Below are 22,718 nucleotides of genomic sequence, written 5' to 3' on the forward strand. Positions count from 1 at the left end.
CTTACGCTGCTATGATACAACGTGCAATTATCCTCTTCCTGCTGCTGCGCTCCCTGGTCATTACAATGGCGCTGCTGCTGCTCATCAGTTTATGCCTTTACAGCCAGGAGCAGAAAAGTGTATTGCAGCTGGCCAATGAAGCTTATGCCAGGCAGGAATATGCAGTGGCAGGCCCCTTGTATGGCAGGCTGGCCCGCAGTAAAAAGGATAAGCTGCCTGTAGAGCAGTGGATGCGGCTGGCCCGTAGCTACCAGGAGATCGGCAACTTTAAGGAAGCGGCAGATGCTTATCAGCAGATCATCGCCCGCCCGGATCGTCCTGCAGCAGCTTATTTTGCCTATGGGGAAGCGCTGCGCCAGCTGGAACAGTATGATGCCGCCCGGCAGCAATACACGCTGTTCTCTACCAGCAATGCAGACAGCCTGAAGCTGAAAGCAATAGCCCTGCAAAGCTGCGATAGTGCCGTGGTATGGAGCAAACAAACGCCGCCGGTAAAGCTCAAGCCATTAAAAGAGCTGAACACCTCCGGCTCAGACCTGGTAAGCGGGGCCATGAACCAGGGCCTGCTGCTGATGTCAACCGGTTACCGTAGCCTGGGACTGAACGGCAACTATGAGCCGCATCCCAGAACAGATAAGCGAACCGACGATCCTTACTACAAAGCTTACGTTTATAAACAATACAGCACCGGCAATGCGAACATGTACCTGGAAGAACTGGCGCCTGCTTTATTAGGTGATTATGACTATCACATTGGGCCGGTGAGCTTTAATAAAACAGAAGATACCTTATACGCCACTATTAATATCCAGGGTAAAGGTATTGCCACCACGAGCAAAGGACCGGTAAACGGCGTAAGACAATTACAAGTTTACCAGTCTATAAAAACCAATGGCAAATGGAGCCAGCTGGTACTGCTGCCCGGCATTAATGTACCGAACTACTCTTCCAGCCATGCGGTGCTGAACACTACTGGTGACCTCCTTTACTTTGTATCTGACCGCCCGGGCGGTTTTGGTCAGACAGACCTCTGGTACTGTGAAAAGCAGGCAGATGGTACCTGGGGCACACCGGTGAACTGTGGCGACAAGATCAATACGGTGGCTTCAGAAACCTTCCCTACGGTGAATGAAGAAGGCATCCTGTACTTCTCCAGCAAAGGCTACGCTGGTCTGGGCGGCTATGATATCTACCGGGTAAAAGGAGAGAAGTCCAGCTGGCAGGTGCCTGAGAACATGAAAGTACCTTTTAACTCAGGAGCAGATGATATTGGGCTGATCATAAACCGTAATGGTTATGAAGGTTACCTGGCCTCCAATAAGCCAGGAGGTATGGGCAGGGACGACATCTACTATTTTGCAGACCCGGACTACTTTAACCGCGTTAACCACGTAACACCACCAGGTGTAACAGGTAACAGGCCACCCACTACGCCTTCCACCGGGCCGGCTTCTGTCCCCCGTACCCATACAGCAGAAGAGGAAGACGACAAACGGCAGCTGGAACAGCTGAAGTTCTACTACGATTACAACAGTGCTATCCTGCTGACAGAATCCCGCAGGGCGCTGGACATGGTAGCGGCGGCGTTGAAACGTCATCCGGACTGGAAGGTTGTCATCGCATCCTTTGCAGACAATCGTGGCTCTGATCAGTTCAACACGGATCTATCGGCCTTACGCTGTTTTGCCGTGATAGATTACCTGGTGGGCAAGGGCATCAATCCCCAGCAGCTTTACTACAGCAACAAGGGAGAGAAAGATCCTGTGAATGGCTGTAAGGACGGGGTGCCCTGTAAAGAAGAAGAATATAAAATGAATAGACGTTCTGAATTGAATGTCAAATGGTAACAGCCATGGTATTAAGATATCACTTCTAATAAATGTTGGCATAGCGTTGAACGAGTACCAGCCATTCCTGGCGGTAAAATTTCATCAGTGCTGTTTATCCCTAAACCTATTACATGGTAACATCCGCGCTTAAACGTCTTAACGATATTGTCTGAGGAAAAACCCAGGCAATAATTGGTTTTAGAAAAAGGTTCTAAACGAAAGGGTCACCATTCCTGGTGACCCTCATAATTAAATTACTCTACCCAGTACACCAGCGTTACTTCAATGAAACCGTCGGCGCCCACCTGGGAGGGATCCAGCGTTACGGTTTTAGGCACTGCGCCTTCCCAGTTGCCGGGATAGGCGCCAAAGGTATACGTGCCGCCGGGCAGTCCTTCAAATTCGTATCCTTCGCGGTCAGTAGGTTCGTACACCACGCCGCTTTGTTCGTTACGTGCCCAGCATCCGCGTAAGCCGATGCTTCCGGTAACGGGACTGCCATCGGTGCGTACCAGCTTAATACGTACATTGTAAGAAGTGGCTACTTTGTTTTGTGCTGCGTCAGCAATCGAACGGGCAGGCGCTGCAGCATAGATCTGTGTAACAAATAACAGCGACAGTACACTGAAAATGAGGGTTTTTCTCATGGGTTAAAATGCGTTTTAGGGTGAAGTACCGAATTTAGTAATAATACATGGACCACCAAACAAGCTGCTGTTACCAAATTGGAAACTATTTCCGGTACAGGATAATATACATCTCAGGGGCATTAGCTGCGAACTTGTAATCGGTAGCGGAACTCATGCTCACTCCAAGTGTGATTTCCTTGTCAGGAAGCGAGTTATACAGGTTACCAGTTTGTTGGTAAAAGGATTGCTCGTATGAAACACTGGATGTTAAGCGGCTATTGGCAACCACTACGCTATCAGTAAAGTTGTACAGTTCGTAGATCGCGGTATTGGGTAGCGGGTAGACGTACAGCCGTGCATAAAAAGTAATGGAATCTACGCCGATGAAGTTATGTTTGTTGAATTTGTAAATGGAAGGAACAGTAGTAGGGGTAATATATTGCGCACCGCCTCCACTAAGCGGTAACATCAGCTGCTTGTCATAGCCGCCATCTGCCCCGTTACAAACAAAGCGCGTGTTGTCCACTTCAGCGGAGTCTAATATGTTGTTGTTATTCCTGTCAATACCGGATTTGATCTTGATCCCACCTGTAGCGCAATTGACACCCGCCGGCTCATTCGCAATGTCTAGCAGGCTTGTGTTGCCCGCAGGACCCTGAGGTCCGGCGGGTCCTTCTTTGCCGCATGCTATAAAAACTACTATAACCAACAGTGCAGTCGTTCTCAAAAGGTTAAATGTCATAATAATATTTTTTTAAGAGGTGCAATGTACGGCTACCCAATGTTAAATAAATCCAACAATCATGTATTGATTATTGATTAGGATTTCCTGCTGAATATTTTATATCTTTAAACAGAGAAGACGCAGCAGGGGGTGAACAATGCCAGAATTCCTCAGCACATCAGCCAAGATCAACACCTTTAGCAAAACTAACAAACTATTTAAGATCAAAAACTTAGGTACTTTATCGTAGCTTTTTTTTGCCCTTTTTATGCAAACGATTGCGTAGTTGGGACATGGCCATTTTCCAGAACGGAATACTTTAATCAAAATCAAACAAAACATTTTAAACCAATGAATTAACAGCAGCAGACAACAGCAGTCAATCATTTATTATGTCCATACATGCAACCGATTGCAGAATGGATAGGAAAGATTACTGACGTTATTAGAAACTTTATCCATTAACATTAAAGGGATGCTCATTTCACTTAAAAAATTCCGCATTATGATTGTCAACTTACCATTCCTGGCCTCCAGGTTATGGCTGATGGCAGGGCTCTTACTGCTCAGCACATTCGCCTTTGCACAGTCAGCCGCCGTCTCCGGCACCGTTACTTCTTCTGCAGAACAAAAACCTGTACCGGGTGTAACCGTGAGGGTTAAGGGTGGTTCAGGAGGAACCACCACAGATGCCAACGGCAGGTTCTCACTGCCCAATGTTCCCTCCAACGCCGTACTGCTCTTTTCGGCCGTAGGCTTTGCCACCCAGGAAAAAGCCCTGAACGGACAGTCCACTGTCAATATCAGCCTGCTGGATAACCAGGCAGGCCTGAACGAAGTAGTGGTAGTAGGTTACGGTACCCAGCGTAAAACGGACCTGACCGGCTCCGTATCTTCCCTGCGGGCAGAAAAGCTGCAGGAAATGCCGGTAGTGAGCATCGAACAGGCCGTACAGGGTCGTATGGCCGGCGTGCAGGTACAGCAAACCTCCGGGCAGCCGGGCGCCGGTATCAGCATCCGTGTGCGGGGCGTGTCTTCCATAGCAGGCGGTAATGAGCCCCTGTATGTGATAGACGGTCTGCCGCAGTTCAATGATGATGTGCGGGGCGCCAACGGCCTGGCAACGATCAATCCTTCCGATATCGAGTCTATCGAGATATTAAAAGACGCCGCCGCCACCGCCATCTATGGTTCCAGGGGCGCCAACGGCGTGGTGATGGTCACCACCAAAACAGGCAAGGCCGGGCCTCCACGCGTCACGCTGGAGACCTCACTGGGCTTTCAAAGGCTCCGGAAAAAACTGGCGCTGATGAATAGCACCGAGTATGTGGACTTTGCCAAACGCTATTATGCTAATTCCAACCTGCCGATGCCTGCAGACCTGGCCAATTTTACGCCCGGCATCAGTACCGACTGGCAGGATGAAGTGTTCCAGACCGGCGTGCTTTCCAATACCAGTCTCAATGTATCGGGCGGCACTGACCGCAGCCGTTATTTTATCTCCGGCGGCTATACGGACCAGCAGGGGATCGTAAAGAACTCCGGTTATAAACGCGCCGCAGTACGTATGAACCTGGATAATAAAGTAAACGATTTTGTGAGTGTGCATACCCACCTGACCGCTTCCCGGGCTATACAGAACGGTTTTTCACCTTCCGTGGGCGATAACACCCGTAACTTCGGAAAGTCAGGGATCGGTTCTATCATGCGCGCTGTAACCACGGTAGGCGTTAAGAACCCGGATGGTACCTATACCGATGTAACGCCTTTCAGCTTCAACGGCATCGATGCCGAGAACCCCGTGGCCATGGCCGATGAAGTGCTGGACCGCAATACCACCACCCGTGTGCAGGGCGCTATTGATGTAAGGGCGCAGCTCTTCAAAGGGCTGACCAACACCACCCGCCTGGCAGGCGATTTTTACCAGATCCGGCGCAACCTGTACTTTCCCCGCATCCTGCCCAGGCTGGGTAATAACATCGGTTCAGCAGAACTGGGCGAGTATGATAAAACCTCCGTACTGGCAGAAGACTTCCTGGAATATCGTTACAATTTCAGCGAAGCCACCTATATCGAAGCCATTGCCGGCGCTTCCTTCCAGCGGGAACGTTATAATAGTTTAGACCTGGCTGCCTCCGGCTTTGGCAACGACGCGCTGAAGAACTACAACTTCAGCTCTGCCACCTCCGTAAGCAAGCCATTGACCAATGTGACAGAGAACACTATTATTTCTGCGTTTGGCCGTGTGCGTTTCAACTATAAGGACCGCTACCTGCTGGCCGCCAGCGTACGCCGCGATGGCGCCTCTGTATTCGCGGAGAACAACAAATACGGCGTGTTTCCCTCCGTATCCGCGGGTTGGCGTATATCAGAAGAGCCCTTCCTGAAAGGCAGCGCCTGGCTGTCTAATTTGAAGCTCCGCGCCAGCTGGGGACAAGCGGGTAACCCGGCCATCAAGCCTTACCAGTCATTACCTTTGGGACTGACCGTGAACACCGGCCAGGGCGCAGGTACCGGTCTTGCAGTAGGTTTAGGCCCCACATTTCCTAATCCTAACCTGAAGTGGGAAACCACCACGCAAACGAATATCGGTTTTGACGCCGGCATTATCCAGGAAAGACTGCGCATCACCTTCGACTACTATGTTAAAACCACCAGTGATCTGCTGGCATTGGTGCAATTACCACCTTCTGCAGGCGTTGGCGCTGGCATAGGCTCCGGTCCCAGCCAGGTGATCGATAACGTGGGAGAAGTGCAGAACAAAGGATGGGAGATTGGCCTGGGCGCGAGCATTATCAGCACCAGCGACTGGACCGTAGCAGTAGATGTGAACCTGTCACAGAACAAGAATAAGGTGACCAGGACAAAAGATGGTAAGGACATTCCCACCATCGCCGGCGGTAATGATGCATCCGGCGCTAATAGTATTATCCGGCCCGGCCAGCCCCTGTCTGCCTTCTTTGGCCCTGTATTCATCGGCCTGGATAAGAACGGCGTACCGATGCACGAGAACCTCAACGGGGATAAGGACAGCCAGGGAAGAGACATCATCAACGCCCTGGATAACCAGATCATCGGCAGCCCTTACCCGGATCTTTACTATGGTATCAATCCCACTATCCGTTATAAGCGCCTTACCCTTAGTTCTGTATGGGCGGGTGTAAGCGGCGGCAAGATCAATAATGCGGGCTTGTTTGATCTCACCCTGCCAACCGTGGCCAACCAGTATAACAAGCTGAAAGTGGTGAATGAGCTTTATCCTACACCCAGCCAGGCCGCCGGTAATGCGCACCTGCGTTCTTCCCGCTTTATGGAAGACGGTTCTTATTTCCGCCTCCGCAATATCCGGCTGGACTACAGCTTTAACATGAGCAAAAGCCGTGCGATCAAAAATCTAAATGTATATGTGAGCGCACAGAACCTGCTCACCTTCACCGATTACTCCGGTTATGACCCGGAGGTGAACACCTTCAACGGGAACGACCGCCGGCAAGGGGTAGACCTCGGCGCCTATCCTTCCGCCAAAACGTATAACCTGGGATGCAGTGTAACATTTTAAAGCCATTAACCACATTGTTATGAAACGGATCAACATCTTAGCGATATTCACCATCCTCACACTGATCATTGGCAGTGAAACAGGATGTAAAAAGCTGCTCGAAGAAAAGCCCAAGGCCACCCTGGAACTGGGCGACTTGGATTCGGTAACCCTTCAGCAGCTGATCATAGGCGTGTACGAGCCCATGACCCGCAGCCGCGGACGCTTATGGGAATCTACCGTTGGACTGGGTTTTGAGCTGATGAGCGAGTATGCAGACGGCGGCCCTTCGCAGATCAACTGGAGCAATTATAACAACCTGCTCACTACACCTAACTCGCTGGCGCAATCCTGGACCACCTTATACGAAGCGATTGGCCGGGCCAACCAGCTGATCGCCAAACTGGATGCCAATACCAATATCAGCGCCGGCCTGAAGAACCGGGCGTATGCAGAATCGTATTTCGTGAGAGCAGTATGCTATTATTTTGCTGTGCGTGTATGGGGTAAAGTGCCCATGCGGCTCAAGCCCATCCAGAACGTATCCGATGTAGCAATGCCTTTATCGGATGTCCCGGTGGTCTATGCACAGATCATCAAAGACCTGCAGTTTGCAGAAGCCAACCTGCCGGTGACCGTGCCTTCGGATAATGCCGGACGCGCCACACAAGGCGCCGCAAAGACAGCGCTGGCAGATGTATATCTTACCCGTGGAGAATACCAGCTGGCGCGGGATAAGGCAAAGGAAGTGCTGGACAAAAAAGCTACCTATGGTTATGAGCTGGAGCCATCCCTGGCCACTGTATATTCACCCTCCCTGGCCACCAACCGCGAAGATGTGTTCTCGCTGAAGTTCTCCCAGGTAGTAGACCGTGGAGCTTTCATGGCTTCGTACTGGGCCGATTCTAAGGCGAAGGCCGCAGGCTATTCTGTTAGCGGCAACAAGTTCGGTGGCATCATTTCCCAGGTGCCGCTGATACGTGACTGGGATAATAATGACCTGCGCAAGCAGTTCAGCCTGTATACTTCTTATGTGATCAATGGCGCAGTAGTAAAGGCGGAAGTAGAACCCGGCATTTACGATATGCGCCTGGGCAAGTACAGGGATCCAAATGCGCCGATAGATACCGGTAACGGTAATGATTTTTATTTCTGGCGTTTTGCTGATGCGCTGTTGATCTATGCAGAAGCGGAGAACAAGCTGAATGGTCCTACTGCCGCAGCTTATGAGTCCATCAACCAGGTAAGAAGGCGCGCTTATGGGTTGCCTACCGGTACGCCAAGCCCGGTATCAGACCTGCCTGCCGGCCTTTCTCAAACCGCCTTTGATGATCTGGTATTCCGTGAAAGAGGCTATGAGTTTATAGGAGAGGATAAACGTTGGTTTGACATGGTACGTACCAACCGGGTGGCCAGCACTATCAGTGCCGCAGCCGCTCTGATCCCGAGCCCTGCCCGTAAGCCGGTGCCCGCAAAATTGTTGTTTGATCTGCCGGATGTAGAGCTGCAGAACAATCCTGCCTTGCAGTAAAATATAAATTCCAAATCCCAAATTCCAAATCCCAAATGATCGTCGTGGAGATCTCGGCGCTTTGGAATTTGGGACTTGGGATTTGGAATTTCCCGCTTTATTGTTTGTTGACCGTACCGGTTTCAAATATATGCTCCGCTAATTTGCATCCACGTAACCATTCGTCAGCGTATCCATTTTATATCCGAAATCCTGCTGCGATAAGCTGCGTATGAGCTTGAATGCGCTCATGGCGGAATCGGGCTTTGGTACGCCTTCTCCCTGCTGAAGAAAGGAAACTACTTTATGTTCTACTAGCTGGCCTCTGCTGGTGATCTTTACCTGCAGCAGCGGCGCGAGGTTATAAGGATGCTTCAGGTTGAAAAGGCTGTAGGTGGCAAAGTTCCCGAGGCTGTAGGCGATCAGCTTTTCTTTATACAGCTCCATACCCCTGACCACATGCGGGCCGGAACCTACGACCATATCAGCGCCTGCGTCTACACAAAGATGCGCAAAACGTACCACATCGCCGCGATCCTGTCCGTAAAAGAACTCTCTTGCCTTAGGCGTGCGCGTGCGGGAATATCCTTCTGCACCACCGTGAAAGAAAACAACCAGTACATCGCAGCAGGGGCGCAGCTGCGTGATATGAGCCTGTACGAGCGAATCATCGTTTAAGTTAAGGCAGTTGTTGTGTGGTGCAAAGGAAACGAACCCGATGCGTGTGCCCTTTACTGTTAGTGTGTCTGTAGGATGTTGTTGTACACCACTGGTGCGGATGTTGTTCCTGCTAAGAAAATCCAGTGTATGCTGCACACCTTTGGGACCAAAATCAAAAGAATGATTGTTGGAAAGGTTGAGGTATTCAAAGCCTGCATCCTTGTACCACTGCGCATATTTCAGCGGGGTACAGAAAGCGTAGCATTGTGTAATGCCGCACTTTTTATATACCGGCACACTGTCTGAAACAACGCTCTCGAGATTGCCTATACGCAGATCGGTTTGCTGCAGGTAGGGCAGGGCATGCTGCAGGATACTGCCTTCCTGTTCCGGCGGCAGCATGGCGCGTGAAGGATAGCTGGAGCCTACCATCATATCGCCTACAATGGAAATGCTGATAGTATCATCCTTCGGATCCTGCCAGGCAGGCAGTTCGTGACTGATGAATGCCGGTAGCGGGCGCGTGCTGTGCATAACGCCGGTATCACCGGAAAAGAAACAAGGCAGGGCAACAAGCCCAATTACATTGAATGTCAGTAACTGAGCATTTTTAAGGCCAGATGATGTAGTCGGCATAGGAATGAAAAAATAACTTCTTCAGGGATTAACTCGGGTGTAAACATATAGAAATTATTTTACATTCTTCAGGTTGTGAATAACTAATGATATTAACATTTTGCTTATTCTGCCCGCAAACTTTTCACCGGGTTGGCCAGTGCTGTTTTAACTGCCTGATAACTAACGGTTGATATTGCAACGAATAAGGCGCCTGCGATAACACCCAGGAAAATGCCAACGGACATGGACGTACGGTATTCAAATTGATTAAGCCATTGCTGCAGAAAATACCAGGCAAAGGGCAGGGCAATGCAGCAGGATAAAGCTACCAGTATTACAAAATCTTTGGACAGCATACGCCACAGGTTGAATATTGATGCGCCCATTACTTTGCGGATCCCGATCTCTTTGGTGCGTTGTTCCGCCATAAAAGAGGCCAGGCCAAAAAGTCCCAGGCAGCTGATGAGGATCGCCAGGCAGGCGAAGACAGCAGAGAGTTTGCCGATGCGTTCTTCTGTACCGAACTTCCTGGCGTATTCCTGGCTGGTAAAGGTGTATTCAAAAGGTGCTGCGGGATTATATTTTTTAAACACGGCTTCGATCTGTGGCAATGCTTTGCGCATGCTCACCGTGGGCTTTACTTTGATATTGATATAGTTGCCGCCTACATGCAGGATGCTGTAAACAGTGGGCGGTATTGGCTCGTAGGGAGAAGCCATGATCATATCTTTGATCACGCCGATCACCGTGTAGCTTTCGCCGTTACGGCGTACGATCTGACCCACGGGATCTTTCAACCCCATATATTTCACAGCGGTTTCATTCAATACGATAGCGCTGGAGTCTGTGCGGTAGGCGCTTGAGAAATCACGGCCCGCCACAAATTGCCAGCCCAGTGTTTTCCCGTATTCATGTCTTACTTCGATGGTAGCAAAGAGGTCTTTCATGCCTTCCGGTTTTCCCGGCCATTCAAAACCGCCGCCGCCAGACCATATATCTGTTACAGGGCATTGTGATTCTGCCATATCAACGATAGTACCGGTGCTTAAAAGCGCATTCCGGATAGCGTGGTAGTGCTGGTATACCTCGGGGGTGGTTTCCCGCAGGGATAAGAGACCATTGCGATCATAGCCAACCGGACGGTCTTTCGCATACCGGATCTGTTTGAAAACGATCACGGTGCCGGTGATCAGCAATACCGACACGGCAAACTGGATCACCACCAGTACCTTGCGTGGGATAGCCGCCAGGTGCCCCGCACCGAAAGTGCCTTTCAACACTTTTATGGGCTGGAAAGAAGACAGGTATATGGCAGGATAGCTGCCTGCGATCAGTCCCGTCAGCAGGCTGAAACCGATCATGATCAGCCAGCAGAAGGGGCTAAGCCAGGGTACCTTGACCTCTTTGCCGGATACCTCGTTGAACCAGGGTAATGCCATTTGTACAAATACCAGGGATAGCGCCAGCGCGAGCAATGCCAGTAATACCGATTCGCTGTAGAACTGGCCAATCAGCTGTATGCGTTCAGAACCGATGGCCTTGCGGATGCCTACTTCCCTGGCTCGTTTTTCTGAGCGTGCGGTGCTGAGGTTCATAAAATTGATGCAGGCCAGCAGCAGCACAAAGCAGCCGATGCTGCCAAAGAGCCACACATAGGTGATTAATCCGCCGGTGTTGATGCCATCTTTAAATTCGGAGTATAAATGCCATTTGCGCATGGGATGCAGGAACAGCCCGGTTTTTACATCATCCGTAGCAGGCCTTTTGCTATTCAGCAGCTCCGTGATCTTCCGGGACACTTTATCGGCGTCCGCATGGTCTGTTAACCGTACCAATAATCCGCAGCTGCTGCTTTCCCAGCTATCTTTTATTGCGCGGATCCAATCCCAGGCGTTCACGTAATAGTCCCAGGGCATTATATACCTGATATCGCTGTAACTGCAGTTGACGGGGAAGTCTTCATACACGCCCGCCACTTTCAGGGTCATGATATTGTTTATCTTGATGATCTGCCCCATCGGGTTGTTATCGCCGAATAGCTTTTTTGCCGTGCTGCGGTCCAGCAGGATAGCGTTAGGGTCTTTCAGTGCTGTTCTGCTGCCCTGCAACATTTTTAGTGAGAGCAGCTCCGGTACGCCGGCCTCCGCTGCGCCGCCGTTCACATTAAATCTCCGCTCCCCGTAAGAGAGCATGCAGCCGTTCATCGCCACGTTCACCACTTCTTTGAAATCATCCGGGTAAGCCTGCCGTAAGGCGGCTGCGAGGGGAATGGGCACGCCTGCAAAAGCAACGGTTTCTCCTTTGCTGCTGCGGCGCTGCCATATTTCAGCGATATGTTCGTAATGCTGAAAGTTCTTATCATACGACAGCTCATCCCATATCCAGAGCCCTATCAGCAAAGCTACGGCCATGCCGAGCGACAGGCCGAAGATGTTGATGAAGGAAAAGGTCTTGTACTTAAGCAGGTTACGAACAGCTATTTTGCAATAGTTCCTGAACATGGTGTGTGGTTTTGGTCAATCCCGGGAAATTTCCCTATCCGGCAAAGCAAGAAGGTTGCCATTTTGTGCGTCCCGCAACAGGGCTGTATTTACTGACTGGTACCCGTGCCTGTGCTGTACGCATGTGAACAGGCGCTGTCCGGAAATGGACGCAGGCAATGGCCCTTACAATTCCATGACGCAGCCCTGGCGCTCAAACCGTGACGCGATAAAAATAGTTAACTTTGCGATTGCAAGATTGAATTGAAAAGGGTTTAACAGCATTCGTATGGAATTGGTTCATGAAACAACTTATCAGGCTGCCAATAAGGTAGCTGAAATTATAGAAACGCATTTCTTCAAACACCTGGCGATTGCCAAAGAGAACCGGGAAGAAGACCTGGCCTGTGCGCCGGATGCAGGGATCGTTGAAAAGATGATCGACGTGGCCTTCTGGGCCAGCCTTCGTAAAGAAGAAGGTAACTCCACCAAGATATCGCTGGCCTTTCTGCGGCCTACCCAGGCGGGGAAACCGCTATTGTTCGAGAAACGCCTGCCCTTCACGGTAAAGGTGCTGAGCAAGCTGGCGCCCGGCGTTGAACGTGCAGGCGTACATGTGGGTGTCTGGTATGAAGGTTCCGAGCTGTACATCTGGGGCACCACTATTAAGCTGCCGAACTATTGTTTTGTGCTGGATGTATCGGAGCCGGCGCTGCTCGTAGTAAAACAGCGGCGTATCATTGGCCTGGGTAAGTTCACCAACGTAGCAGTGTTGCGTGGCGATCAGATCAAAGTAGTAGACGAGAACAGCGGGCTTGCGCCTGATAGTCCGGCTATCCTTACTTCTCTCCTGGGCCTGAGCTCTTCTGCTCTCTGGAATGATCCGGTAAATGTGCTGATACAGATTGCGGTGTCTATGCGTGCGCATGGCAGAGGTGGGATCTTACTGGTAACGCCTTCCACCCATGATCGCTGGAAGGAGTCTATCATACATCCGCTGCAATACCCCGTATCTCCGGCGTTTTCAGGCGTGTCTGACCTGGTGCGGCAGGATGGAGGCACTGCCAGTGATATTTACTGGCAGAATGCCCTGAGAAGGGAGGTGGAAAATATTACCGGCCTCACAGCAGTTGATGGCGCTACGGTGATCAACGACCGCCATGAGCTGCTCACCTTTGGCGCTAAAATAGCACGTGCTAATAATTCTACCCCGGTAGAGGAGATGCATTTCATAGAGCCGGTCATCGGCGGGCATCCTGTATCGGTACATCCTTCCAGTGTGGGAGGCACCCGGCATTTATCGGCCGCCCAGTTTGTGCATGATCAGCGTGATTCCCTGGCCCTGGTGGCCTCACAGGATGGGTACTTCACTGTTTTCTCCTGGTCAGAACAATCGCAGGCGGTGCAGGCACACAGGATAGATGTGTTGTTGTTGTAAAACAAGTAAAGTTTAAGGTTTGAAGTTTGACGTTTGAAGTTCGTTGGAAGTTAGAGGTCAGGGAAGAATACCTGTCCCTAACTTTCAACATGCAACCAACTTCAAACCTCAAACCTCAAACCTCAAACCTCAAACCTCAAACTAAACTCTAGAATCCTGTTGCTGTTGTAACCTTTTCCCATTCCCGGTAATCCTTTTCCAGCTTTTCCAGTTTTGTTAAGGCGCGCTGATAAGCATCGCTGCCCAGCAGCAGAAGCACGGGTGGTTGCGCAGCTTCCGTAATGCGGATCATCGCGGCAGCGGCTTTTTCAGGGTCGCCGGCTTGTTGGCCATCCATCTGCAGGAACTTTGCGTGAGAAGCCCTTACTTCCTGGTAGGCGGCAATAGGGTGTTGGGTGAGGCTCAATGATCCTGGTGAAAGGAAGCTGGTCCTGAATGCGCCCGGCGCTACTGCTGTTACGTGAATGCCAAAGGCGCGAACATCCTCTGCCAGCACTTCAGATAACGCGATCACCGCTGCTTTGGTGGCGGCGTAGGCAGCCCACCCGCTCACAGCGGTAATGCCTGCAATGGAAGCGATGTTGATGATGTGGCCCGCACCCTGCGCCCGCAGATAAGGCATCACCTTACGGATCACGTTGATCACGCCGAATACATTCACATCAAAAGCCTGCCGCGTTTCTTCATCGGTCAGTTCTTCCAGGCTGCCGCCAATGCCGTAGCCGGCGTTGTTCACAACTACATCGATCCTGCCAAAGCTGCTGTGCGTATCTTCCAGTGCGGCGGCTACGCTTTGTTCGTCTGAAAGGTTTACCCGCAGCGGGAGAAAATTGGACGGATGACCGCCGGCCGCGCTTATCAGCTCATCGATGTTACGGGAAGTGGCTGCTACCTGCTGTCCGGCAGCCAGCAGCTGTTTTACCAGGCTCAATCCAAGACCTTTGGAAGCGCCGGTAATGAACCATACTTTTTTGTTGCTCATCATCATTGATTTTGAATGGCACAAAGTTAAACCGGGCAGGAGGGAGGACGATTGCCGGGATCAAACGAATAGTTACATAATTCAAACAATGGGAATGGTCGTTTCAGGGCCATTGCTGTTCTTCCCGTGGAATGAAAAAGCCCTTGATACAATTGGGATTGCGGATGCAGATCTGGATATGGGTTTTTTCTGAGAAACCGGCGTTGGTGTAGATTTGGGCGGCTTCGATGAAGACGCCGCGGGCCGAGTCGTAAGGACTGTCTTCCAGTGCATGCACTATTGAATGCATATTTTCAATAACGGAACAATCCAGTTCTCTAAGTATAAAATCATTGGACCCTTTAGCGTTCTTATTTTGAGGTAAGGTTTTTCCTTCCTGCATCGCTGCCAGGACTAAACTTTTATATGAGCATTGTAAAGATCTGATATGTTTTATGTCCATTAAGTCAAGACAGTTTCCTAGACTTAATATAGCACCCAGTACTGCCGGCTTGGATATTTTTCTACCTCCCGGAGGTTTTTTTGCGAACGCTAATGCGCGCTCATAACTATTCTGCCAGAAATAGAACCCGTGCCCCAGCCAATCATACTTATTTTCGCTGGGCTTTAACATGATTTCTCCATTTACAATACGGTCTCTTATCAATTTTTCGCAGCCATGAAATCCTAATACCAATCCGGGGTCGGAGGTATAGAGTAAACTACTGGGTAACATCAATGGATATCGATTGGTTAGGTTTTTAATAAATCATCATTAGGAACTTTTCTTCCCGGCCACAGCTTTTTTAGACGCCATTTTCGTCTTCTTTGTCTTCCTGATAGGGATAAGCAAATGCCTTATTCCAAGAGAATCAATTAATTTCCTCGCTTCTTCTTTAGACGTGGACACCCTTCTTTGTTGCTCCAATAAAGCGTCTTCAATCTTTTTAAAATATTCTGTTCTTGTTGTACTAAACGCCATATTACAAACAGTTTTTAAAAACAAAACCAAAGATATCCATCCTTATAACACCTTCAAAATCATTTTTTTAAATCTCTTTTTGCAATCGGTATTAACGCGACGAGTGCACTATTATCAGCGACCACCTACCTTACACGCTCAGCTTAAAAACATCTGGCATGCCTCGCTTTTGATTATTGATCCTATATTTGTTCTGGAATCAAAAAAAAGGTAATATGAATTTTAACCTGGATAAGATACCGGGACGTACAGTGCAGCCACGTGCTTTTGGGCTGACAATGGTAACAGACAAAGGGCTTAGCCTGCAGGAGACAAAAGACTTCCTTTCTATTTCCGCGCCGCATGTAGACGTTGTGAAGCTGGCCTTCGGCACAGCGCATGTTACACCGAACCTGGCGGAAAAAATAAAACTATATCAATCATACAATATCCCTGTATACTTTGGAGGCCTGCTCTTTGAAGCCTTCCTGATCCGTAACCAGTACGAGGATTTTCTGAAAGCCATCATGGAATACGGCATCAAACATATAGAAGTATCCGACGGCGCCATTACCATTCCTCATGCAGAAAAATGCGGCTATATAGAAAAGCTGTCCAAACTGGGCACTGTTTACAGCAAAGTAGGCTCCAAGGATAAAGACCGCCAGCATATTACACCGCCTTATAAATACATTGAAGTAATGAAGGCCGAAATGGAAGCAGGGGCACAATATATTGTTGCCGAGGCTGGTGAGGGCGGTACCGTGGGCATTTACCGTGATTCCGGTGAAGTGCGCGAAGGACTGGTGCAGGAGATCCTTACCCAGATCCCACACGAAAAAATCATATGGGAAGCCCCGCTGAAGAACCAGCAGCTGTATTTCCTCGACCTGGTAGGCTGTAATGCCAACCTGGGCAACATCCCGCCTTATGAGGTGATCGCCCTTGAAGCAATGCGTGTAGGCTTAAGAGGAGATAGTTTTCATTTCTATTTAGGAGCGTAAACCCACACGCCTGACGATGGTCATTTTCCCGCTGACCGCCTCAGGCGTGCATTGCCGCCATTTCTGTAACTTTACGCCAAAACAATCTGTATGCGTAAATGGGCTTATCTTTTCTATACGGGTTTGCTATGCCTTTTTGTTTTTTCCTGCAGTGATGATGATAATAATTCGCCCCGGAACACGGCGGAGATCACCAGCGGAAGCTGGCATGTTGCCCTGTTTACGGATAGCGGCAATGATGAAACGGCTGACTTCAACGGCTATACTTTCTCTTTTGCTGCCAATGGCACGGCAATGGCTACATCTGGCGGCAATAGCAAGCAGGGAACATGGAGCATTAACAGCGACGTTACCCGCTTCAACCTCGATTTTGGTGCTAAAACAGACGCCAATAAACCGCTGGGCGAATTAACTGATAACTGGGTGGTCGTCTCCATCAGCGCCACTGAGATCAAATTGGAGGATGATAATTCCGCCAGTGAAGAATCGCTGACCTTTGTAAAGAACTAGTAATTTGCTGTTTATTGCATCCGCTAATGCCTGAATAAGTTAATGGCCAGCACCACCAGCGCCACGTTAAAGCTGTAATACAGGATGGTAATGATCAACTGGTACAACAGCACTTTCCACAAAGGTATTTCGCGGTATAGACCACTTACCATAAACGTAGTGTAACTGATCGCTATCAGCAGTTGTACATACAGCATCGTTCTGCTGTCTGTTTCCATACTGCTGCCCAGCAATAAGTACAGCAGAACATGGGATAAAGAGATCGTGCCTGCTATAAACACATTGATCACACAGTATTCTGCATAATTGTGCCGCCGGTAGAATAAGTACATCAGCAGCGCGCTGACCGGCAGCAGGAATACGAAAAAGATCTTAAGATATTTGAAGACGAACGACTGCATCTCGTAAGCCTCCAGCTGCGCCGGGCTGGCATGCGGCGGTGCATGATGTACCAGCGAAAATGCCACACTCTGCAAACCCAGCATGATCAGGAAATAAATGAAGGGGTTGAAATATTTCTTACGCTGCCCCTCCAGGTAATTACGCGCAGTTTGCCCGGGTTGGGAGATCAGGGCCGCAGTCAGCCCCAGAATATTCGTTTCTACATGTGTGATGCTATGAGACAGCTCATGTATCAGCTCTGAGAGGGTGAAGCGGCTTACCGAGGCCTTTTGCCCACATTGTGCACAGTACTTACCGGTAAGTGTTGCACCGCAGTTTTTGCAGTTGGTCATGGTGATAGGGTAGGTTCAACGAATTAAACGAATTTCTATCACATTTGCAACGTATTTATTTAGCCATTAAAAGGTAAAACATATAATCTGTCATGGGCGCATCGTGCCAGTCCAGGTGGTGTCCGATGGTGATCAGCTGACCGCGGTGGTAAGTACTGTGGTTCATGGTGTGCTGAACGATCTCGAATACCGGGCGGTTCACTTCTCCTACAAAAGGAATATTCACATAACAGTTTTCCGCCAGCTCCTCATCGCTCAGGGATTGCAGGTGCTGTACAAATTGTGCAGACTGTTCGAGGATATCAGCATACAGGTCTTCCACCTTGCCCATGAAAACGGCGCCATAGGTGAGCTCGGGCGTTACGCCTATCAGGCTCGAAAGCCAGAACTCCTGTACCTGCAGGATATGATATAAGGTTTGCTTGATGCCGGAGAAGCTCGATGCTACGGCTTCCTCCTGCAGATAAGCTGGTTTGTCTTTCAGCCAGTTGACCAGCTGTTCATTAGCCCAGTGGTTGTAGGCTGCATAGTCACGTGTAAGGGTGGCAAGGTTGGCGGAAGTTTGGGTGATAGTTGCAGTTTGTAACATAGTTTTTGTTTTATGATACAAAGCAACAATGGGGAAGTGACAGCCTTATGTCAGTAGGCTTGAAAAAAAGTTGTTAGTCATAAGTCGTTAGTCGTTAGTAATCGAGGTGAATTTTGTAAATTATTGATAAACAAACCTTAATAAATTACAGTTTCGATATTGTACCTTTGTGTTGATCACTGCGGTCTTGGCCGCCTTTATCACTAATGACTAACGACTTACGACTAACGACTTAATAAATGATTACCATCGGCGCCTATAACAGGCTAAAAGTGAAGAAAAGCTCTGATTTCGGACTGTTTATGGACGGAGGAGACCAGGAAATACTCCTGCCTAAAAGATATGTACCGGCCGGGGCTAAACCGGGTGATGAGCTGGAAGTGTTCCTTTATCATGATTCTGAGAACAGGCTGACCGCTACCACGGAGCGGCCTAAAGGTATCGTAGGCGATATTGTGAACCTGAAGGCAGTAGATGTTACTGAGCAGGGAGCATTTCTTGATTGGGGCCTGGCAAAAGACCTGTTTGTGCCTAAATCACAACAGCTTACCCGTATGCATAAAGGCCAGGAATACCTGGTAAAGATCTACATAGATAATCTCAGCGGCCGTATTGCCGCCACGGAGAAAATAGACCCCTATCTGAGTAATGAGCACCTCACCGTAAAGGAAATGGACCCGGTAGACCTGATCATTTACCGGCGTACAGACATTGGTTACGTGGTCATCATCAACCAGCAGCATACCGGCCTGCTGCATTTTAATGAGGTGTTCCGCCCGGTGGACATCGGCGACCGCCTGCAGGGCTTTGTAAAGAAGATCAAGGAAGAGAACAGGATTGATGTGGTAGCCGGACAAGCCGGCTATAAGAAAGTGGAAGATGAAACCGGCAGGATCCTGCAGCTGCTCCAGGAGAATAATGGCTACCTGCCTTACCATGATAAATCAGATCCTGAGGAGATCTACGCTTTCTTCGGCATGAGCAAGAAAACCTTCAAGATGGTTACCGGCGCCTTGTATAAGCAGCATAAGATCGCGTTCACCAAAACAGGGATACAGCTGATAGAACAAAGCTAATCGTTCTTTCTCAGCAGCATGATCAGCAAAAGCGCAACGCTTACCAGGTTTAACAATGCACGTACTGCATGAGAATATTCCCAATGTATCCTGAGCTCTCCCCAGTTCAAAGGGAGCTTAGTCCAGTTGTGGGTAGCCCTGTTCGCCGGAAAAGTGAACAGGAAAAAGATGGCTGTGCTTATGATCAGGCAGGACGCTGCTGCAAACAGAAAGGCAAAGCGCTCGTTATGGTGATATTCCTGTATGGTCCATACCACCATGAATATAATAGCCGCCAGCTCAAATACCCCCAGCCATGCCCAACCCCTGTAGATGCCCTGTACGGTGAGGTAATCCTGTGCTGATAAATGGATCTTGGCCGGCAGCGCCAGCAGGTGAGCCATTAAGGCCGACAGCGTGATAATGGAGAACAACAAGGCCGTAAAACTGATCATGTTTCTCATGGTGTATTCAATTAATGGATTCACTTTATCTGTACCCACTTTTCAATATGATATAAGCTATCCGCATATCCCTGGTGTGTATGTTGGATGAGCTGCTGCCCATTGTTCCAGCTCAGTAGTATGCTATTGTATTTTCCTTTCCGGTAATTATTGCTAACACCGTCATCCTCAAATAAACCGCCTGTAGCGGGGCCGTCGCCAAACACGTAGCAGGTGATGTCGAAACCCTGCCCGCCAAGATAAGGCAGCGGTTTCGCCATAGGCAGTATCGTCCCTTCTTTAATAAATACGGGTATTTCATTGTAAGCGTTGTAGAAGGTGTAAGTATGGCCGCCGGCGTACTTTTTATGCGTGTTATAATCATACCAGTTACCTGCCGGCAGGTATACCGTCCGGCTGCTGTCACTATCAGCCAGTGGAGCCGCGAGTATACCTGCTCCTATCATATATTCATCAGAAATATTATACACATTGGGATCATCCGGGTGATCTACTACCAGCGCTCTGAAGGGCGGAATGCCTTTTTGCGCGTATTGTGCAAATGCGTTATACAGGTAAGGCGCCAGGGCCATCCTGAATTGCAGCAGCTGACGGATGATATCCTCTATGGCCAAAGCCTGTGGCAAGAGACTGTCTTTGTTATTCAGGTCTGTTACCGTCTGCAGCCAGGGCGGATTTTTAAGATACCAACTGTTAAAAACCGTTTGCGCTGCCAGCACAGCGGTTTGGGTACGGCGGATCAGTTCTGTTACAGAACCTGATTCTCTTACTTCCGGCGACCATAACAGGCCATTAAAGCCGGCGTTCGGGATCATCCGGATGTATTCCTGGTGTGAATAGGTATCGCTGTACAGCGCTGCGGGGAAAGGAGCCGCAAAAGCGCCCAGTGAACGGATATCAAAATAGGTACGCCGGTTCTGTTGCTCATATATTTCGTACAGGCTGCGGCAATAGAGGTTGCCGAAGGTCTGGTGCATCTGTTCGCCCGTAATACCGGAGGGAAACTGGCTGCATTCCGGGAAGCTCCAGGTTTTATCGCCCCTTGTAAGATTGGAATTATCACATTCATCCAGCTTGAAGCCGCTGATCCCGCGGCTGATCAATGCGGTATCATGATAGGTCGCAAAGTTGCGACGGACAGCCGTGTTGATAAAATCCGGCACCAGTCCTTCCCAAACCAGGTAATCGGCCGACTGCTTTTCGAGCACGGGGTATAAAGGAGATACCCGGTGGATGAAAGCATGCTCCCAAAGGTTGAGCTGGTAATGCAGCTGCCGCAGGCTGTCTGTCAGCTGCTGCGGCCGTTTAAAATTAACCGGGTTCCATACATAGGAGCAGGAGTAAGATGCGCTTTGCCAGCCCGGCTCCAGTCCGATCACATCACAGGGAATATGATGCTGCCTGAAATACCCGGCCATCCGGTATACATCCTCTTCTTTAAAATCTGCCTTTACCCGGTATTTTACGCCCAGCCCCCACAAGGCAGGTAACGCCCCTCCGCCCGAAAACAGGTTATAACGCCGGATCACATCCATCATGGAAGGCCCGTTAAATACCAGTACCTCAATTCCTTTAGCGCCGGGAATGTCTACGGTTACATAGCCGGAACTACCTTCTCCCTTTTTATACAATGATGCCACAGATTGTTGTCCACGTTGCAGACTATCTGCCTTGGGTTGTTTGAGTGCCGTATTCTTTTTGCGGTTCGTGCCACAGTAAAAGGTGGTATATCTTAAAGTATTGATCAGGATGCCATAACCCGCAGAAGAAATATACATGGGCACCGGCGCATGCGTAAGCCCCAGGTCATTCAGCGGGTTGTCGTTAGCGATAGGCCGTTTCTTTAAACCCTTATGGTCAAAAGCGTTCATCTGAAGGCCGAAACCATAGATGTGCTCATTAGGTTTCAGGGGAATTTCCACGATACATCCTCTTGCCGTGATGCTGATCTTAATATCACTGGCTTTGAATGCAGGGCTACCTGCAGGCAAATCCTGCATGGCGGGCAGTAAAGGCCGGGATGCGCGCAAGGCAGACGGCGTGAAGCGGTCCGGTGCTCCCCCTTGTGTTTGATATACACCAGGCGCAAGAGTTTTAAAGCCGGCGGATGTTTGGGCTGTAGCATGAATAGTAACAATTATCAGCCATCCTGAAAGGAACCTGTTGATCTTCATACTGAAGGGCCGTCCAAAAAATAAGCCATAAGAAATACTAATAAATTTAGTATGTTTGCTAAACAAGTTAGTTTGTAATTTCTAAACCGTAATCTTACCCATGGGGGGGAGCAAAGCTGATATTATTGCGCAATTGCAAAGGGATATTCTTGCCCTGCAAGGTTTCAGGTCTACCGCGAAAAGCACTGCGGCAGATCTTGGCTTAGGGCCTATCAAACATGCTTTCCCCAACGCTACTTTTCCTACAGATGCAGTACATGAGTTCATAAGCGGCGCGGCAGAACATTCCGCCGCAACGGCCGGTTTTATCAGCGGTTTATTGGGCCGGCTGATGCAAAATACCGGGGCCTGTGTATGGATCAGTACTGCACGCTCACTATTTCCTCCTGCATTGAAAGTTTTTGGGATTGAACCTGACCAGGTCATCTTTGTGACCATGGAACGGGAAAAGGATGTGCTCTGGGCAATGGAGGAAGCATTGAAATGTAAAGGACTGGCAGCAGTGGTCGGAGAAATAAAAGAGCTCAGCTTTATGGCCTCCCGGCGCTTGCAGCTGGCGGTGGAACAAAGCAACGTGACGGGTTTTATTATCCGTCACCAGCCCCGTTACGCAGGGGTGACCGCCTGTGTTTCCCGCTGGCAGATCACACCCTTGCCCAGTAAGCTGGAAGAGGGAATGCCGGGCATTGGCTTTCCCCGCTGGCAGGTAGCGCTGCTGAAGATCCGTAACGGCCGGCCGGGTGTCTGGCAGGTGGAATGGTCCGGCGGAAGGTGTAAGCTGTTAACAACTCCTGCTGTTGCCGGGCCTGAACATGAAACACGTTTGAGAGTTTAAAAGTC

General features: G+C 49.6%; 18 protein-coding genes. 8 read left to right on the forward strand and 10 right to left on the reverse strand.

Annotated elements, in window-relative coordinates; genetic code table 11:
* Positions 1 to 11: 11 nt before the first annotated feature.
* The gene (locus ACR9Y8_RS30705) at positions 12 to 1,847 is read left to right on the forward strand and encodes an OmpA family protein (protein WP_481217127.1); all 1,836 of its coding nucleotides are present in this window, start codon (positions 12 to 14) and stop codon (positions 1,845 to 1,847) included.
* Positions 1,848 to 2,083: 236 nt separating this feature from the next.
* Here ACR9Y8_RS30705 and ACR9Y8_RS30710 read toward each other — a convergent pair whose 3' ends face one another.
* Together ACR9Y8_RS30710 and ACR9Y8_RS30715 are read right to left on the reverse strand one after the other, a co-directional pair.
* A complete protein-coding gene (locus ACR9Y8_RS30710) occupies positions 2,084 to 2,476 on the reverse strand; it encodes a hypothetical protein (RefSeq protein WP_481217128.1) in 393 nt (130 codons plus the stop codon).
* A gap of 85 nt (positions 2,477 to 2,561) precedes the next feature.
* Entirely contained in the window at positions 2,562 to 3,200 is a 639-nt protein-coding gene (locus ACR9Y8_RS30715; RefSeq protein ID WP_481217129.1) for a DUF7151 family protein, read from the reverse strand.
* 487 nt (positions 3,201 to 3,687) lie between these two features.
* On the opposite strand from ACR9Y8_RS30715, the gene ACR9Y8_RS30720 reads away from it, so the two are divergent.
* The gene (locus ACR9Y8_RS30720) at positions 3,688 to 6,741 is read left to right on the forward strand and encodes a SusC/RagA family TonB-linked outer membrane protein (RefSeq protein WP_481217130.1); all 3,054 of its coding nucleotides are present in this window, start codon (positions 3,688 to 3,690) and stop codon (positions 6,739 to 6,741) included.
* Positions 6,742 to 6,760: 19 nt separating this feature from the next.
* Positions 6,761 to 8,251, forward strand: coding sequence for a RagB/SusD family nutrient uptake outer membrane protein (locus ACR9Y8_RS30725; protein WP_481217131.1), 1,491 nt, complete (start codon positions 6,761 to 6,763; stop codon positions 8,249 to 8,251).
* A 138-nt stretch (positions 8,252 to 8,389) separates the two neighbouring features.
* On the opposite strand, the gene ACR9Y8_RS30730 is transcribed toward ACR9Y8_RS30725, so the two are convergent.
* Together ACR9Y8_RS30730 and ACR9Y8_RS30735 are read right to left on the reverse strand one after the other, a co-directional pair.
* Positions 8,390 to 9,526, reverse strand: coding sequence for a CapA family protein (locus ACR9Y8_RS30730; protein WP_481217132.1), 1,137 nt, complete (start codon positions 9,524 to 9,526; stop codon positions 8,390 to 8,392).
* Between the two features lie 104 nt (positions 9,527 to 9,630).
* Positions 9,631 to 12,009, reverse strand: coding sequence for an ABC transporter permease (locus tag ACR9Y8_RS30735; protein ID WP_481217133.1), 2,379 nt, complete (start codon positions 12,007 to 12,009; stop codon positions 9,631 to 9,633).
* A 268-nt stretch (positions 12,010 to 12,277) separates the two neighbouring features.
* Here ACR9Y8_RS30735 and ACR9Y8_RS30740 point away from each other — a divergent pair, with 268 nt between their 5' ends.
* Complete coding sequence (locus ACR9Y8_RS30740) at positions 12,278 to 13,426, forward strand: putative sensor domain DACNV-containing protein (RefSeq protein WP_481217134.1); 1,149 nt, start codon at positions 12,278 to 12,280, stop codon at positions 13,424 to 13,426.
* Between the two features lie 148 nt (positions 13,427 to 13,574).
* On the opposite strand, the gene ACR9Y8_RS30745 is transcribed toward ACR9Y8_RS30740, so the two are convergent.
* Positions 13,575 to 14,408: an SDR family NAD(P)-dependent oxidoreductase gene (locus ACR9Y8_RS30745; RefSeq protein WP_481217135.1), complete on the reverse strand. Its 834-nt coding sequence runs from the start codon at positions 14,406 to 14,408 to the stop codon at positions 13,575 to 13,577.
* A gap of 103 nt (positions 14,409 to 14,511) precedes the next feature.
* Entirely contained in the window at positions 14,512 to 14,697 is a 186-nt protein-coding gene (locus ACR9Y8_RS30750) for a hypothetical protein (RefSeq protein WP_481217136.1), read from the reverse strand.
* Positions 14,698 to 15,584: 887 nt separating this feature from the next.
* Between ACR9Y8_RS30750 and ACR9Y8_RS30755 the strand changes: the two genes are divergently transcribed.
* Both ACR9Y8_RS30755 and ACR9Y8_RS30760 read left to right on the forward strand, forming a co-directional pair.
* On the forward strand, positions 15,585 to 16,352 hold the full coding sequence (locus tag ACR9Y8_RS30755; RefSeq protein WP_481217137.1) for a phosphosulfolactate synthase: 768 nt from the start codon (positions 15,585 to 15,587) through the stop codon (positions 16,350 to 16,352).
* 90 nt (positions 16,353 to 16,442) lie between these two features.
* Positions 16,443 to 16,862 (forward strand): hypothetical protein, encoded by a 420-nt coding sequence (locus ACR9Y8_RS30760; RefSeq protein ID WP_481217138.1) that lies wholly within the window; start codon positions 16,443 to 16,445, stop codon positions 16,860 to 16,862.
* Positions 16,863 to 16,885: 23 nt separating this feature from the next.
* Here ACR9Y8_RS30760 and ACR9Y8_RS30765 read toward each other — a convergent pair whose 3' ends face one another.
* Together ACR9Y8_RS30765 and ACR9Y8_RS30770 are read right to left on the reverse strand one after the other, a co-directional pair.
* Positions 16,886 to 17,596 (reverse strand): DUF3667 domain-containing protein, encoded by a 711-nt coding sequence (locus tag ACR9Y8_RS30765; protein ID WP_481217139.1) that lies wholly within the window; start codon positions 17,594 to 17,596, stop codon positions 16,886 to 16,888.
* A 55-nt stretch (positions 17,597 to 17,651) separates the two neighbouring features.
* Positions 17,652 to 18,185, reverse strand: a complete 534-nt coding sequence (locus ACR9Y8_RS30770; protein ID WP_481217140.1) for a DinB family protein — start codon at positions 18,183 to 18,185, stop codon at positions 17,652 to 17,654.
* Positions 18,186 to 18,424: 239 nt separating this feature from the next.
* On the opposite strand from ACR9Y8_RS30770, the gene ACR9Y8_RS30775 reads away from it, so the two are divergent.
* On the forward strand, positions 18,425 to 19,261 hold the full coding sequence (locus ACR9Y8_RS30775) for a CvfB family protein (protein WP_481217141.1): 837 nt from the start codon (positions 18,425 to 18,427) through the stop codon (positions 19,259 to 19,261).
* On the opposite strand, the gene ACR9Y8_RS30780 is transcribed toward ACR9Y8_RS30775, so the two are convergent.
* Complete coding sequence (locus ACR9Y8_RS30780; RefSeq protein WP_481217142.1) at positions 19,258 to 19,704, reverse strand: hypothetical protein; 447 nt, start codon at positions 19,702 to 19,704, stop codon at positions 19,258 to 19,260. The genes ACR9Y8_RS30775 and ACR9Y8_RS30780 overlap by 4 nt on opposite strands.
* A 20-nt stretch (positions 19,705 to 19,724) precedes the next feature.
* Positions 19,725 to 21,878 (reverse strand): TIM-barrel domain-containing protein, encoded by a 2,154-nt coding sequence (locus ACR9Y8_RS30785; protein ID WP_481217143.1) that lies wholly within the window; start codon positions 21,876 to 21,878, stop codon positions 19,725 to 19,727.
* 100 nt (positions 21,879 to 21,978) lie between these two features.
* Here ACR9Y8_RS30785 and ACR9Y8_RS30790 point away from each other — a divergent pair, with 100 nt between their 5' ends.
* Positions 21,979 to 22,713 (forward strand): ImuA family protein, encoded by a 735-nt coding sequence (locus tag ACR9Y8_RS30790; RefSeq protein ID WP_481217144.1) that lies wholly within the window; start codon positions 21,979 to 21,981, stop codon positions 22,711 to 22,713.
* Positions 22,714 to 22,718: the final 5 nt, after the last annotated feature.

The organism is Chitinophaga sp. SVR4-12A (genome assembly GCF_056754765.1).

Coding starts and splice junctions, on each gene's coding strand:
- ACR9Y8_RS30755 (WP_481217137.1), top strand. CDS start 15,585: ATGAATTTTAACCTGGATAAGATACCGGGACGTACAGTGCAGCCACGT.
- ACR9Y8_RS30750 (WP_481217136.1), bottom strand. CDS start 14,697: ATGCATTCAATAGTGCATGCACTGGAAGACAGTCCTTACGACTCGGCC.
- ACR9Y8_RS30785 (WP_481217143.1), bottom strand. CDS start 21,878: ATGAAGATCAACAGGTTCCTTTCAGGATGGCTGATAATTGTTACTATT.
- ACR9Y8_RS30720 (WP_481217130.1), top strand. CDS start 3,688: ATGATTGTCAACTTACCATTCCTGGCCTCCAGGTTATGGCTGATGGCA.
- ACR9Y8_RS30765 (WP_481217139.1), bottom strand. CDS start 17,596: ATGACCAACTGCAAAAACTGCGGTGCAACACTTACCGGTAAGTACTGT.
- ACR9Y8_RS30780 (WP_481217142.1), bottom strand. CDS start 19,704: ATGAGAAACATGATCAGTTTTACGGCCTTGTTGTTCTCCATTATCACG.
- ACR9Y8_RS30740 (WP_481217134.1), top strand. CDS start 12,278: ATGGAATTGGTTCATGAAACAACTTATCAGGCTGCCAATAAGGTAGCT.
- ACR9Y8_RS30770 (WP_481217140.1), bottom strand. CDS start 18,185: ATGTTACAAACTGCAACTATCACCCAAACTTCCGCCAACCTTGCCACC.
- ACR9Y8_RS30715 (WP_481217129.1), bottom strand. CDS start 3,200: ATGACATTTAACCTTTTGAGAACGACTGCACTGTTGGTTATAGTAGTT.
- ACR9Y8_RS30760 (WP_481217138.1), top strand. CDS start 16,443: ATGCGTAAATGGGCTTATCTTTTCTATACGGGTTTGCTATGCCTTTTT.
- ACR9Y8_RS30725 (WP_481217131.1), top strand. CDS start 6,761: ATGAAACGGATCAACATCTTAGCGATATTCACCATCCTCACACTGATC.
- ACR9Y8_RS30730 (WP_481217132.1), bottom strand. CDS start 9,526: ATGCCGACTACATCATCTGGCCTTAAAAATGCTCAGTTACTGACATTC.
- ACR9Y8_RS30790 (WP_481217144.1), top strand. CDS start 21,979: ATGGGGGGGAGCAAAGCTGATATTATTGCGCAATTGCAAAGGGATATT.
- ACR9Y8_RS30745 (WP_481217135.1), bottom strand. CDS start 14,408: ATGAGCAACAAAAAAGTATGGTTCATTACCGGCGCTTCCAAAGGTCTT.
- ACR9Y8_RS30710 (WP_481217128.1), bottom strand. CDS start 2,476: ATGAGAAAAACCCTCATTTTCAGTGTACTGTCGCTGTTATTTGTTACA.
- ACR9Y8_RS30705 (WP_481217127.1), top strand. CDS start 12: ATGATACAACGTGCAATTATCCTCTTCCTGCTGCTGCGCTCCCTGGTC.
- ACR9Y8_RS30735 (WP_481217133.1), bottom strand. CDS start 12,009: ATGTTCAGGAACTATTGCAAAATAGCTGTTCGTAACCTGCTTAAGTAC.
- ACR9Y8_RS30775 (WP_481217141.1), top strand. CDS start 18,425: ATGATTACCATCGGCGCCTATAACAGGCTAAAAGTGAAGAAAAGCTCT.